Origin of the sequence: Streptomyces mesophilus, from assembly GCF_011044995.1 — a bacterium.
GTDB lineage: Bacteria > Actinomycetota > Actinomycetes > Streptomycetales > Streptomycetaceae > Streptomyces > Streptomyces mesophilus.
Map to the genome: position 1 here is coordinate 1 of NZ_JAAKZW010000044.1, position 13,385 is coordinate 13,385.

Sequence of the window (13,385 nt, forward strand, 5' to 3'; positions counted from 1 at the left end):
ACCCCGCCCCTTCCCGAAACCGGGGCTGCGCCCCGGACCCCCTCATCCGAACTTCGTTCGGATCTGCTCAAGCGCCGCAGGGGCTGGGTTTGCCGGACCGGCCGAGTTGGTCAGCCCGCCACGAACGTACGCGCAGCCTTGTCGTGCCAGCACTGGCGCCAAGGGCGGTCGAAGAGGCACCAGATGACGCCGACGACACCGATCACCAGGAGGCCCGGGATCGTGTAGACGAGCCAGCGCTTCAGGGCGGCGCCGAACGTCGGAGCCTCCTGCTCCTCGATGTCGCGGACCTCGATACCGCAGAGCTTCTTGCCCAGGGTGCGGCCCCACTTCGCGGTCGGCAGCGCCTCGTAGAGCAGGCCGACGACCAGCAGAACGCCGAGGACGATGCCGAGGTAGCCGGCGATCGTGCCGTCGAGCAGCCAGACCGTGGTCTTCAGACCCGACAGCTTGGCCTCGTCGATCTTCGCCTCGATGTGGTCGATCGCCTTCGGTACGACGAGGATCGCGGCGGCCGCGGTGACACCACCGACGATCAGGGTGTCGACGAGGCGGGCCGCGAGCCGCTTGCCGAGCCCGGCGGGCCGGGCCGAGGCCTGCGCGCTCGCCATGGCGAGGAACGGGTCCTCGACCACCGGCTTGAACGGCGTCACCGGCTGGCCCTCGGCCGCGGGCGGCTGCGCGAGCTGATGCACCTGCTGGGCCCAGGAGGCATTGCCGCCGCCGGAGCCCGGAGTCACGGGCGAGGCCGGCTGCGGGTAGCCGTAGCCGGCCTGCGGTGGCTGGCCCGCCTGCGGCGTCGCGGGAGCGGCGGGCTGCGGGTAGCCGTAGCCGGCCTGCGGCGCCGCCGGGGCCGTGGGCTGCGGAGCGGCCTGGGCGGGCGGAGCGGCCTGAGCCGGCGGGGTGGCCTGGGCAGGTGGGGCGGTCTGGGCCGGCGGGGCCGCCGCCTGCGGGGCCGCCGCCTGCGGGGCCGCCGCCTGCGGGGCCGCCGCCTGCGGCGCGGAGCCGGACGCCTCGACCCGGCGGATCGACATCGTGCCGTCGGTGCGGTGGGACGGTCCCTGCGGCGCCGCGGTGCCCGCGTCGCCCGCGCGGGGGCGCACGGCGCGCATCGTCATGGTCCCGTCGGACGGGACATCCGCGGCACCTGCGGGTGCCGGGGAGTCGGCGGATGCGGCACCGGAATCCGTACGGGAGGCCGCGCTGGACTCCGCACGGGATCCCGCACCGGAATCCGTACGGGAAGCGGCGCCGGATCCCGTACGAGAAGAGGGAGCGGCATCCGCAGGAGAGGAATCCGCGGGCGCGGCGACGCGCGGGTCCTGGCCGGAACCGGCCGGTGCGCCCCACGACACCCGCTGGTCCTGCTCACCGCCGAACCCGGACTGCCGCCCGGTGTCGGCCTGCCACACGGAGGCCGGCTCGGGACGCGCACCGTGCAGGTCCTCCGGCTCGGCGCGAACGGCATCGGCAGGCGCGGGCGCGGCGGCGGAGGGCGGCACCGCGTCCGCCGGCTCCTCGTCGAAGAACATGGGGCCCGTCTCGTCCGCCCGCGGCCCCTGCTGGGCCGGTACCGAGGGCGCCGCGCCGCCACCGGGCGGTGCCGGCATGGCCTCGCCCTCGGACGGGGCGGGGCGGCTGGTGCCGGGGACCCAGGCAACTCCGTTCCAGTACCGGACATATCCGGGAATGGACGGATCGGGGTAGTAGCCCGCGCGCGGGCTGGTGTCGCCGGGTGCCGGGGTGGGGGCGCTCATGGTCCGTCGTCCCGTATCTGCTCGGGGGTCTTGGTTTGGGGTCCACATCTATCAGACCACCGGCCGCACCCGGGCCCGTCCCGCCTCATCGCCCCCTTTTGAGGGCGCACCCGCTTGGCCACCACCGTGACCCAGGTCACCCTCAACTCCCCCAAGAAACCTGAAGAAAGTCGCGTAAGCAATCCTCCCCACCGCGCTCTCACCTTCCGTGGGCCGCTTCGGAGCCCGCAGGAGGAAAGGAAGCTGACGCACATGCACACCGTGGTGGAACGCGAGCTGGAGCTGAGGCTGGTGCTGTCACCGGAGCGGACGATCCCGGTGCCGGCCAGGCTCACTTATCGCACGGACGATCCGTACGCCGTGCACATCACCTTCCATGTCAACACCGATATCCCCGTGAACTGGACCTTCGCCAGGGAGCTCCTGGTCGAGGGGGTGTTCAGGCCGTGCGGCCACGGGGACGTCAGGGTCTGGCCGACCAAGATCGAGGGCCGCAGCGTGGTGCTCATGGCGCTGAGTTCACCCGACGGTGACGCGCTGCTCGAGGCGCCCGCCGCCGCCGTGTCCGCCTGGCTCGAGCGCACGCTGCGGGTGGTCCCGCCGGGTGCTGAATCCGAGCAGCTCGGCATCGACGAGGGCCTGGCCGAGCTGCTCGCCCCCGCACCGCGCGGCCACGACGATCTGTGGCTGAGCGACCCCTGGCCCTCGGACGAGTCCAAGGACGGTGAGTGAGCCCCCTGAAAGACCGCTGTGAGAGCGCTAGAACAGCTTGCCCGGGTTGAGGATGCCCAGCGGGTCGAAGGTCTGCTTGATGCCCCGCTGCAACTCGACGCCCACCGGGCCGATTTCGCGCGCCAGCCACTCCTTCTTGAGGACGCCCACGCCGTGCTCGCCGGTGATCGTGCCGCCGAGCTCCAGGCCGAGGGCCATGATCTCGTCGAAGGATTCGCGGGCGCGCCGGGACTCGTCGGGGTCCTGCGCGTCGAAGCAGACCGTGGGGTGGGTGTTGCCGTCCCCCGCGTGGGCGCAGACCCCGATCGTCAGGTCGTACTTCTCCGCGATCCGCGCGGTGCCTTCGAGCAGGGCGCCGAGCTGTGAGCGCGGCACGCACACGTCGTCGATCATGCTCGACCCCTTGATCGCCTCCAAGGCGGTCAAGGACAACCGGCGGGCCTGGAGCAGCAGTTCGGACTCCGCGTGGTCCTCCGCCGGCACCACTTCGGTGGCTCCCGCCGCCGCGCACAGCGCGCCCACGGCCGCCAGATCGGCGGCCGGGTCCGGGGTGTCGAAGGCGGCGAGCAGCAGCGCCTCGGTGGTCTCGGGCAGGCCCATCTGCGCCATGTCGTTGACGGCGCGTACCGTCGTACGGTCCATGAGTTCGAGCAGCGACGGCACATGGCCGGCTTCCATGATCTTGCATACGGCGTCACAGGCGGCCGCCGTCGAGGCGAACTCGGCCGCCAGGACCAGCTGTTGGGGTGGCTGCGGCCTGAGCGCGAGCACCGCGCGGACCACGATGCCCAGGCTGCCCTCGGAGCCGACGAACAGCCGCGTGAGGTCGTAGCCCGCGACACCCTTCGCCGTACGGCGGCCCGTGGTGAGCAGCCGGCCGTCGGCGAGGACGACGTCGAGGCCGAGCACGTACTCGGCGGTGACCCCGTACTTCACACAGCACAGGCCGCCCGAGGCCGTGCCGATGTTGCCGCCGATCGTGCACATCTCCCAACTGGACGGATCCGGCGGGTAGTACAGGCCCCGCTCCCCCACCGCACGGGACAGCACGGCGTTGATGACGCCCGGTTCGACCACGGCGATACGGTCCACGGGGTTGATCTCGAGGATCCGGTCCATCTTGACCAGCGAGAGCACGATGCAGCCCTCGCTCGCGTTCGCCGCGCCCGAGAGGCCGGTGCGCGCACCCTGCGGGACGACCGGCACCCGCAGCGCGGTCGCCGTGCGCATGACGTGCTGCACCTCTTCGACGGTGCGCGGGAGCACCACCACCGCGGGGGCGCCGGCCTCGCAGAAGCTCGCCATGTCATGCGCGTACGAGCCGGTGACATCGGGGTCGGTGAGGATCGCCTCGGCGGGGAGTACGTCCTGCAAGCGCTGGAGGAGCTCGGGTGCGGCGGTCATGATCTCCAGACTGGCACTAGGGCCTATCGTCACATTCCCGCCGTCGCCCCGAAGGGGCGGCCTGGCGGCGTCTGGTGCGTGCGATCGCAAGGCGCCGGAAGGTCCTCGTAGCGGAGCTACTAGGGCCTTTCGGCAACGCCGCGAGCGTGCGTGCCAGACGCCGCCAGGCAGGCGGGAATGTGACGATAGGCCCTGAGGGCCATCGGTGTGAACCCGTCCGCTCAACCGCTTGCCGTACATCCGTGTGCTCTTCATATGGGCGCACAGTTGCGCCATGGCGAACGAAGAGGAACGTGAGGCTCCGGGCTCCGATTGGCCGCCGCCGTTCGGGCAGGGGACGGGACGGGGAACAGAACGGACCACGGGATACGGGACGCAGCGGGAGCCCGAGGACCGGTGGCCCACTCCCGATGCGAGGCCGCTCGGCGCGTGGGCAGGGCCCGAGGCGGCCGGGGCTGCCGGGCCCGAGCCCTCGGAGCCGGTTGCCGCGGAGCCGGTTGCCGCGGAGCGCCGTCGCACCCCGCCCCGACGCGACAGCGCCCATGCCCTGCGCCGGACCCTGATCACGTCCGTCGTCGGCTCGGTCGTCCTGTCCTGCACCGTGTTCGCGCTCCCGCTCGTCGTGGACCACGGCCCCGAGCCCGCGCCCGGCCCGGTCGGCCGGGCGATGCAGGCGGTGGGCGCCGGGGCGCCGGCCTCGCTGACGGATCTCGGTGCGCTGATCGCCGACCGCGAGGCGCACCTGGCGAAGCACCCCGGGGACGAGGAGTCCTGGGCGGTGCTGGGCGGCGCCTACGTCGAGCACGGGAAGCGGACCGCCGACCGCGGGCTCTACACGCAGGCCGAGCAGGCGCTGAACCGTTCGCTGGCCGCGCGCCCCGCCGACCAGGGCAACATCGAGGCGCTGGCCGCGATGGCCGCCCTCGCGAACGCGCGGCACGACTACCGGGCCGCGAAGAAGTGGGGCGAACTGGCGGTGATGCAGAAGCCGGGGCGCTGGAACCTCTACCCCGTGCTGATCGACACGTATGACCGTCTCGGTGACTACAAGGCGGCCGACAAGGCCCTGGAGAAGCTCCAGGAGCTGCACAACAACGCGGCGATCATGGCGCGTTCCGCCGAGATCTACGGGGACCGCGGCTGGCGCGAGAACGCGGCCGCGGCGATCGTGGACGCCGCCGCGCTCGCGGACGCCCCCGCCGAACAGGCCGCCTATCAGCACAGCGTGGGCGAGCTCGCGTGGGAGCGGGGCGAGGCGGCGGAGTCGCTGCGCTGGTTCGATACGGCGCTGCGCACCGACCCCGAGCACTATCCGTCCATCGGCGGCAGGGCGCGCGCCCTCGCGGCGCTCGGGCGGACCACGGACGCCCTGGCGGCCTACCAGGACGTGCTGCGCAAGCTGCCGCTGCCGCAGTACGCGGTGGAGCTGGGCGAACTGTACGAGTCGATCGGGCTCGACGCCGCGGCGAACGCCCAGTACGACGCCGTACGGCGGCAGTTGACGGATCCGGGTGCGGATCAGCTGGTCCTCGGTCTCTTCGAGGCGGACCACGGGGACGCGGAGGCGGCGGTCGAGCGGCTGACCGCGGAGTTCAGGCGGCATCCGGGGCGGCAGGTCACGGACGCGCTGGGCTGGGCGCACTACCGGGCCGGTGACAGCAAGCAGGCGCTGGCGTACGTGAAGCGGGCCATGGACAAGGACGCTCCGCGCAGCGCGCTGTTCGCGTATCACCGCGGGCAGATCGAGCGGGCCGTCGGGGAGTACGGGGCGGCGCGGCGTTTCCTCACGGAGGCCCTGAAGGTCAATCCGCACTTCTCGCGGGCGCACGCACCGGCCGCGCAGGAGGCACTGGACGCGCTGGGCGAGCCGCCGCCGGGCGGACCGGTGAACGTCACCGGCGAGAAGCCACAGGTCCCGTCGCTCGGCCGGCCGTCCGGGTCGCGTCAGCAGGTCGCGCCTACGGGGCGTGGTGGCCCCAAGTCGTCTCAGCAGGGCGGGAGTTCCTCGCGCAAGGGCTCGGGCTCGTCCACGTACAAGAAGCAGTCACCGAGGACTCAGGAGCAGACGCCGCAGCGGACGACTCCGCGCAAGCAGAGCGGTGGCGGCAGCGGAAGTGGCGGCGGTAGCGGCGGCAGTACGAAGCCGACGCCCAAGCGCACCGCTCGCTGAAGCCGAAACCGAAACCGAAACCGAAACCGCACACGAAAGGGGCGGGACCTCGAAAGGTCCCGCCCCCGCCCGTGGTTACAGGTTGCCGCGCTTCTCCTGCTCGCGCTCGATCGCCTCGAACAGGGCCTTGAAATTGCCCTTGCCGAAGCCCATCGAGCCATGGCGCTCGATCATCTCGAAGAAGACGGTCGGACGGTCCTGGACCGGCTTGGTGAAGATCTGCAGCAGATAGCCGTCCTCGTCGCGGTCGACGAGGATCTTCAGCTCGCGCAGGGTCTCGACGGGGACGCGGGTCTCGCCCGCCCACTCGCCGAGGGTGTCGTAGTACGAGTCCGGGGTGTCGAGGAACTGGACTCCGTTCGCGCGCATGGAGCGCACGGTGGCGACGATGTCGTTCGTGGCGAGCGCGATGTGCTGGACACCGGCACCGCCGTAGAACTCCAGGTACTCGTCGATCTGCGACTTCTTCTTCGCGATCGCCGGCTCGTTGATCGGGAACTTGACCTTGAGCGTGCCGTCCGCGACGACCTTGGACATGAGCGCGGAGTACTCGGTGGCGATGTCGTCGCCCACGAACTCCTTCATGTTCGTGAAGCCCATGACCTTGTTGTAGAAGGCCACCCACTCGTTCATCTTGCCGAGCTCGACATTGCCGACGCAGTGGTCGATGGCCTGGAAGGTGCGCTTGGCCGGCGGCTCGACCATCGGGTCGGCGGCCGCGAAGCCGGGCAGGTACACGCCGTCGTAGCCGGTGCGCTCGACCAGCGTGTGACGGGTCTTGCCGTACGTGGCGATCGCGGCGCGCACGACGGTGCCGTGCTCGTCCTTCGTCTCGTACGGCTCGTCGATCCCGCGGGCGCCGTGCTCGATCGCGTACGCGTAGGCGGCGCGCGCGTCCGGGACCTCGATGGCGAGGTCGATCACGCCGTCGCCGTGCTCGGCGACATGGGCCTCGAGGAAGCGGCCCCAGTCGGTGGAGGCCTTGATGACGGAGGTGAAGACGAAACGGGCCGAGCCGTTCTTGAGCACGTAACTGGCGGTCTCGCGGCTGCCGTTCTCCGGTCCGGAGTACGCGACCAGCTGCATGCCGAAGGCGGTCGAGTAGTAGTGCGCGGCCTGCTTGGCGTTGCCCACGGCGAAGACGACCGCGTCCATTCCCTTCACCGGGAAGGGGTCGGCCTGCCGGGTGGTGTCGGGGGTGTGGTCGAGAGTCTCAGTCATGGCCGTAGGGTCTCTCTGGGCCGCAAGGTGCGCAATAGTTGGTGAATTCACTGGGCAATCTGCACAGTCGTACGCCAGGATTGCCGGACGATCTGTACATGATGACCAGTCGGAGTGTGACCCACGCCATGCCCCCGCCCTCGTCGTCCTCGCCCGGCCCCTCCGGCTCCTCCGGCATCGACCAGCTCGACGGCCGCCTCATCGTGCTGCTCGCCCGTGAACCCCGTATCGGCGTCCTGGAGGCCTCGCGCCGGCTCGGGGTCGCGCGCGGGACGGTGCAGGCGCGGATGGACCGGCTTCAGTCGAATGGAGTCATCCGGGGCTTCGGTCCCGATGTGGATCCCGCGGCGCTCGGCTACCCCGTCACGGCGTTCGCGACGCTGGAGATCAAACAGGGCCAGGGCACGGAGGTACGGGCGCATTTGGCCGGCGTTCCCGAGGTGCTCGAACTGCACACGACGACCGGGCACGGGGACATGCTGTGCCGTCTCGTGGCCCGTTCCAACGCGGATCTTCAACGTGTGATCGACCGGGTTGTGGGTTTTGATGGCATCGTCCGGGCCTCCACGGCGATCGTCATGGAAAATCCCGTTCCGCTGCGGATCATCCCGCTGGTGGAGCAGGCGGCGGCCTGGGAGGACAGCGGCCCCTGATCCGAGAGGTGAGCAGGCGTGAACTTCTGGGATTACCTCGGCAGCCGGCATGAGCAGTTGCTTGCGGACGCGTTCCAGCACGCCAGCGCGGTCTTCCAGTGCATGGTGATCGCCACGCTCCTCGGCATCCTGATCGGCGTCGTCACGTACCGCAGCGAATGGGCGGGCAATCTCGCCACCCTCACCACCTCGACGATCCTCACCGTCCCCTCCCTGGCCCTGATCGGTCTGCTGATCCCGATCGTGGGCCTCGGTGTGCCGCCGACGGTGATCGCGCTGACCCTGTACGGGCTGCTTCCCATCGTGCGGAACTCGATCGTCGGTCTGCGCGGGGTCGATCCGGCCCTGGTGGACGCGGCCAAGGGCATCGGGATGTCGCGTACGGCCCGGCTCTTCAAGGTCGAGCTGCCGCTCGCGTGGCCGCCGATCCTGACCGGTATCCGGGTCTCCACGCAGATGCTGATGGGCATCGCCGCGATCGCCGCGTATGCCTCGGGCCCCGGGCTCGGCAATGAGATCTTCCGCGGGATCGGCTCCCTCGGCAGCAAGAACGCGCTCAACCAGGTACTCGCCGGCACGCTCGGGATCGTCGTCCTCGCGCTGCTCTTCGACGCCGCCTACGTACTGATCGGACGGCTGACCATCTCTAGGGGTATCCGTGTCTGAGACGACCACGACCGAGGCCGCCGCTGCGAGCGCCGTCAAGCAGACCACCGGCGCGACGATCGAGCTGGAGAACCTCACCAAGCGCTACCCGGGCAGCTCGGAGCCCGCGGTGGAAGCCGTGAACATGGAGATCAAGGCCGGTGAACTGGTCATCTTCGTGGGGCCTTCGGGCTGCGGGAAGTCCACGACGCTGAAGATGATCAACCGTCTGATCGAGCCGACGGGCGGCCGGATCCGGATCGACGGCGAGGACGTCACGGACATGGACCCGGTGAAGCTGCGCCGCAAGGTCGGCTACGCGATCCAGTCCTCCGGGCTCTTCCCGCACATGACCGTGGCGCAGAACATCGCTTTGGTGCCGAAGATGATCGGCTGGTCGAAGCCCAGGATCAAGGACCGGGTCGAGGAGATGCTCGATCTGGTGGGCCTGGATCCGGCCGAGTTCCGCGGCCGTTATCCGCGCCAGCTGTCCGGCGGCCAGCAGCAACGGGTGGGTGTGGCACGGGCGTTGGCGGCCGATCCGCCCGTACTCCTGATGGACGAGCCGTTCGGCGCGGTCGACCCGATCACCCGTGACCACCTCCAGGACGAGCTGATCCGGCTGCAGCACGAGCTGCACAAGACGATCGTCTTCGTCACGCACGACTTCGACGAGGCGATCAAGCTGGGCGACCGGATCGCGGTCCTGCGCGAGCGCTCGCACATCGCGCAGTTCGACACCCCGGAAGCGATCCTGACGAATCCCGCGGACGACTTCGTGTCCGGTTTCGTGGGCGCGGGCGCGGCTCTGAAGCGGCTCAATCTCACCCGCGTACGGGATGTGGAGGTCCGCGACTACCCGACCGTGACCGTGGACGACCCGCTCCAGGAGATCTTCAACAAACTGCGCGACGGCACGACCAACGAGCTGCTCCTTCTCGACAAGCGGGGCCGGCCCTACAAGTGGCTCCGGCGCGGTGACCTGATGCGGGCGCGCGGTTCGCTGGCCCGTGCGGGCTCGCTCGTGCACGACACGGTGACACGCGACGCGACCCTGCGCGACGCCCTGGAGGCCGTGCTCACCGAGAGCGCGGGACGGGTCGCGGTGACCGGGCGGCGCGGCGAGTACACGGGCGTCGTGGACATGGAGACGCTGATGAACTCCGTGCACGAACTCCTCGAACAGGACCGGCTCGACGCCATCGAGCACCAGCACGACCTCCAGGACCAGCGCGCCGAGCAGACCCATCGCGCACAGGAGGGCGAGGGGGCCGGGTTCCGGGAGGAGGAGTCGTGACGCCACCCCAGGAGCCACCGCTCAGCCCCCATCCGACCGAACCGCGCCGCCCCGACGGCGAGCACGAGGTCAAGGGGCACACCTTCCGCGACACCGGCGACGGCGAGCCGGAGGCGACCCCGGTCGTCTCCGCCACGCGTGAGCCGCGCCGCCTGACCTGGCAGAAGCTGACCTTCCTGCCGGTGACGCTGCTCGTCGTCCTGCTGATCACCTGGCTGTGGTTCCGCAACGCCGACCTCGACTCGATCTCGAAGAACGCGCTCGCGGACGGCAACGTCTGGGTGCGTCTGAAGCAGCACATCGAACTCACCGTGATCTCCACGTTCTTCGTGCTGCTCATCGCCATCCCGCTCGGGATTCTGCTCACGCGCAAGCGACTGCGGCCGGCCGCTCCCTTCGCGATGGCCCTGGCCAACATCGGCCAGGCGACCCCCGCGATCGGTCTGCTCGCGCTGCTCGTCATCTGGATGGGCATCGGTATGAAGGCCGCCCTGGTCGGCATGGTGATCTACGCGGTCCTCCCGGTGCTCTCCAACACGATCGCGGGCCTGAAGGCCAACGACCCGACGCTCCTCGAAGCCGCGCGCGGGATCGGGATGTCCCCGATGGGCGTCCTCGGCAAGGTCGAACTCCCCCTCGCCGTCCCGTTGATCCTCGCGGGCGTACGGACGGCGCTGGTCCTGAACGTGGGCACGGCGACGCTCGCGACCTTCGGCGGCGGTGGCGGGCTCGGCGACCTGATCTCCACCGGCATCACGACGCAGCGCATGCCGGTCCTGGTCCTCGGCTCGATCCTCACGGTCGCGCTCGCGCTCCTGGTGGACTGGCTGGCCTCGCTCGCGGAGATCATGCTCAGGCCGCGCGGCCTGGAGGTGCGCTCATGAAGCGGCGGCTCTACGGGGTATGCGCGGCGCTGATGCTGCTCGCGGCCGGCTGCGGTCTGCACAGCGGCAGCCCGCTGGTGGCGGATGTCGCGCCGGGTTCGATCGGCAAGGGCAAACCGCTCGACGGGGTCGATCTCACGGTCACCTCCAAGGAGTTCACCGAACAGCTGGTCCTCGGCCAGATCATGGGCATCGCCCTCAAGGCGGCCGGCGCCGACGTGCTCGACCGCACCGGGATCCAGGGCTCCATCGGCGCCCGCGAAGCGGTCAAGTCCGGTGACGCGGACGGGATGTACGAGTACACCGGCACCGGCTGGATCACCTATCTCGGTCATACGGAGCCGGTCGTCGGCGCCGAGGCGCAGTGGAAGGCCGTGCACGAAGCGGACCTGAAGAACGGCATCGACTGGCTGCCGCCCGCGGAGCTCAACAACACGTACGCCCTGGCGGTGAACCAGGCCAACGAGAAGAAGTACGGCACCAAGACGCTCTCCGACGTCGCCGCGCTCTCCAAGTCTGACCAGTCGGCGGTGACGCTCTGCGTCAACCAGGAGTTCGCCTCACGCGACGACGGACTGCCCGGCATGGAGAAGGCGTACGGCATGGACATCCCGCCGTCCCAGGTGCAGACGATGGACTCCGGGATCGTCTACACCCAGGTGTCGGGCGGCACGGCCTGCACGTTCGGTCTGGTCTTCACGACCGATGGCCGGATCAAGGCGATGGATCTGGTCGTGATGGAGGACGACAAGCACTTCTTCCCGTCGTACAACGCGGCGCCGATGATGAACGCCGAGACGATGAAGGAACACCCCGAGATCGCGGGCATCCTCGACCCGATCACCAAGAAGCTGACGAACTCGGTGGCGCAGGATCTGAACGCCAAGGTGGATGTGGACGGGCAGGATCCGCATCAGGTGGCGCTGGATTGGCTGGTTTCGGAGGGGTTTGTCACCAAGTCCTGAGTTCCAAAGGATTGGTTGCAAAGAAAGCGTTGCAAGGAAGTCTTTGCATCGCTACGGTTGAGGCATGGCCGAACCGAAGAAGGACCCCAAGGTCCGCGATCTCGATCCACGCTCCCTGCGTGGACTCGCTCATCCGCTGCGGATGCAGCTGCTCGATGCTCTCCAGCACTTCGGACCGGCAACCGCGTCCCAACTCGCCGAGCGCCTGGGCGAGTCGAGCGGGGCGACCAGTTACCACCTGCGCCAGCTCGCGACGCATGGGTTCGTCGAGGACGACCCCGACCGGGGCAAGGGGCGGGAGCGGTGGTGGCGGGCCGTCCACCTGGGGACCCGCTCGAACCACCAGCTGATCGATGACCCCGACCCGGCTGTGCGCGGCGCGGCCAACACGATGCTTCAGTTCATGGCCGACAAGCACTACCGGGAACTCACCACGTACCTCGGCGTCCTCCGCGAGGAACCGGACGAGTGGCGCGGCGCCTCGAATCTCAGCAACTGGAGCCTGCATCTGACTCCCGAGCTCGCCGAGGAGATGAACGACAAGCTGATGGAGGTCATCGCGAGCTACAAACGGGCCGTCCCCGGCGGGCGAGCCCCAGGAGAACGGTCGTACCGGGTCCACCTGCACGCCTTCCCGCTCACCGACGAAGGAGACGACTCCCAGTGATCCCCGAAGCGCACCTCTACCTGCACCACCAGAACACCGCCCAACTCCCGGCCACCACCGAGCCGTTCACGCCTCCGAGAACGCCCGCCCGTCTGCGCGTCCAGCTTGGTTGGACCCTCGTCCACGTCGGCCTGCGGCTCGCGACCCCGGGCCGCCCGGCCCCCGCACTCAGCAGCTAGGAACGTCCCCGCCCTTGTCCAGTGCCCTGAGCGCCTCCACCGTCTGCTCCAGGGTCGTGACCGGAATCAGCCGGAGTCCCTTCGGCAGCTCGGCCTGAGCGTCCGAGCACTCGGCCTTCGGGACCAGGAAGACCGTGGCGCCGTCGCGCTTGGCCGCCTGGGTCTTGAGCGACACCCCGCCGACCGGGCCCACCTTGCCGTCCGCGTCGATCGTGCCCGTACCGGCGATGGAGCGGCCGCCGGTCAGATCGCCGCCCGCGCCGTTGCCGTCGAGCTTGTCGACGATGCCGAGGGAGAAGAGCAGGCCCGCGCTCGGGCCCCCGATGCCGGCGAGCTCGAGGTCGACCTTGACCTTGCCGGGGTCCTCGTCCAGGTAGTTCAGGGCCGCCTCGACCGCGGAGTTCTGCGACTTCCGCATCTCGGCGACGTTGTGCTCCTCGATCTCCTCGACGCTGCCGCCGCTCGGGTACACCGCGTCGCGCGGCATCACCGCACGGTCGGTGCGGAACCAGCCGTCGACCACGTCGCCGAAGTCGACGTCGGCGTCCGGTCCGGTCGCCAGGATCGTGGTCATCCGCAGCTCGCCGTCCGTCGCACGGGTCGGCGCGCCCTCGATGGTGATCACGGGCTTGCCGTCGTGCTCACCGAGCACGTCCGAGGTCCCGCCGGGCTGCGCCACGGTGAACGGGAGCGGGGCGAGTCCGGCGACGGCGAGCAGCGCGGCGACGGGGACGGCGCTGAGGGCGAGGGCCGTGCGGCGGCTGAGGCGAGTGAGCACGGGGTCAATCTAACGTGGGCGGCCCGGTCACCC

The 13,385-nt window shown here is 70.1% G+C and carries 13 protein-coding genes; 9 read left to right on the forward strand and 4 right to left on the reverse strand.

Annotated features, from left to right (window positions below; genetic code table 11):
• Nucleotides 1–110: 110 nt before the first annotated feature.
• The gene (locus G6045_RS13745; RefSeq protein ID WP_165332216.1) at nt 111–1,757 is read right to left on the reverse strand and encodes an RDD family protein; all 1,647 of its coding nucleotides are present in this window, start codon (nt 1,755–1,757) and stop codon (nt 111–113) included.
• Nucleotides 1,758–2,009: 252 nt separating this feature from the next.
• On the opposite strand from G6045_RS13745, the gene G6045_RS13750 reads away from it, so the two are divergent.
• Entirely contained in the window at nt 2,010–2,489 is a 480-nt protein-coding gene (locus tag G6045_RS13750) for an SsgA family sporulation/cell division regulator (protein ID WP_165332217.1), read from the forward strand.
• Between the two features lie 27 nt (nt 2,490–2,516).
• Here G6045_RS13750 and G6045_RS13755 read toward each other — a convergent pair whose 3' ends face one another.
• Nucleotides 2,517–3,893 (reverse strand): FAD-binding oxidoreductase, encoded by a 1,377-nt coding sequence (locus G6045_RS13755; protein ID WP_165332218.1) that lies wholly within the window; start codon nt 3,891–3,893, stop codon nt 2,517–2,519.
• Nucleotides 3,894–4,167: 274 nt separating this feature from the next.
• Between G6045_RS13755 and G6045_RS13760 the strand changes: the two genes are divergently transcribed.
• Nucleotides 4,168–6,063 (forward strand): tetratricopeptide repeat protein, encoded by a 1,896-nt coding sequence (locus G6045_RS13760; protein ID WP_206343701.1) that lies wholly within the window; start codon nt 4,168–4,170, stop codon nt 6,061–6,063.
• A 75-nt stretch (nt 6,064–6,138) separates the two neighbouring features.
• On the opposite strand, the gene hppD is transcribed toward G6045_RS13760, so the two are convergent.
• Complete coding sequence (gene hppD / locus G6045_RS13765) at nt 6,139–7,284, reverse strand: 4-hydroxyphenylpyruvate dioxygenase (RefSeq protein ID WP_165332219.1); 1,146 nt, start codon at nt 7,282–7,284, stop codon at nt 6,139–6,141.
• Nucleotides 7,285–7,412: 128 nt separating this feature from the next.
• On the opposite strand from hppD, the gene G6045_RS13770 reads away from it, so the two are divergent.
• The 7 genes from G6045_RS13770 (at nt 7,413) to G6045_RS13800 (ending at nt 12,574) form a co-directional block, all read left to right on the forward strand.
• Nucleotides 7,413–7,937: an Lrp/AsnC family transcriptional regulator gene (locus tag G6045_RS13770; RefSeq protein ID WP_165332246.1), complete on the forward strand. Its 525-nt coding sequence runs from the start codon at nt 7,413–7,415 to the stop codon at nt 7,935–7,937.
• Nucleotides 7,938–7,955: 18 nt separating this feature from the next.
• Entirely contained in the window at nt 7,956–8,603 is a 648-nt protein-coding gene (locus G6045_RS13775) for an ABC transporter permease (protein WP_165332220.1), read from the forward strand.
• A complete protein-coding gene (locus tag G6045_RS13780; RefSeq protein ID WP_165332221.1) occupies nt 8,596–9,879 on the forward strand; it encodes a betaine/proline/choline family ABC transporter ATP-binding protein in 1,284 nt (427 codons plus the stop codon). The genes G6045_RS13775 and G6045_RS13780 overlap by 8 nt, the downstream gene beginning before the upstream one ends.
• Nucleotides 9,876–10,763 carry an ABC transporter permease gene (locus G6045_RS13785; protein ID WP_165332222.1) on the forward strand — a complete coding sequence of 296 codons (888 nt, stop codon included), beginning with the start codon at nt 9,876–9,878 and terminating at the stop codon, nt 10,761–10,763. Before G6045_RS13780 ends, G6045_RS13785 begins: the two co-directional genes overlap by 4 nt.
• Nucleotides 10,760–11,728 (forward strand): glycine betaine ABC transporter substrate-binding protein, encoded by a 969-nt coding sequence (locus G6045_RS13790; RefSeq protein ID WP_165332223.1) that lies wholly within the window; start codon nt 10,760–10,762, stop codon nt 11,726–11,728. The genes G6045_RS13785 and G6045_RS13790 overlap by 4 nt, the downstream gene beginning before the upstream one ends.
• A gap of 64 nt (nt 11,729–11,792) precedes the next feature.
• Entirely contained in the window at nt 11,793–12,395 is a 603-nt protein-coding gene (locus tag G6045_RS13795) for an ArsR/SmtB family transcription factor (protein WP_165332224.1), read from the forward strand.
• On the forward strand, nt 12,392–12,574 hold the full coding sequence (locus G6045_RS13800; RefSeq protein WP_165332225.1) for a hypothetical protein: 183 nt from the start codon (nt 12,392–12,394) through the stop codon (nt 12,572–12,574). The genes G6045_RS13795 and G6045_RS13800 overlap by 4 nt, the downstream gene beginning before the upstream one ends.
• On the opposite strand, the gene G6045_RS13805 is transcribed toward G6045_RS13800, so the two are convergent.
• A complete protein-coding gene (locus tag G6045_RS13805) occupies nt 12,564–13,352 on the reverse strand; it encodes a S16 family serine protease (RefSeq protein WP_165332226.1) in 789 nt (262 codons plus the stop codon). The genes G6045_RS13800 and G6045_RS13805 overlap by 11 nt on opposite strands.
• Nucleotides 13,353–13,385: the final 33 nt, after the last annotated feature.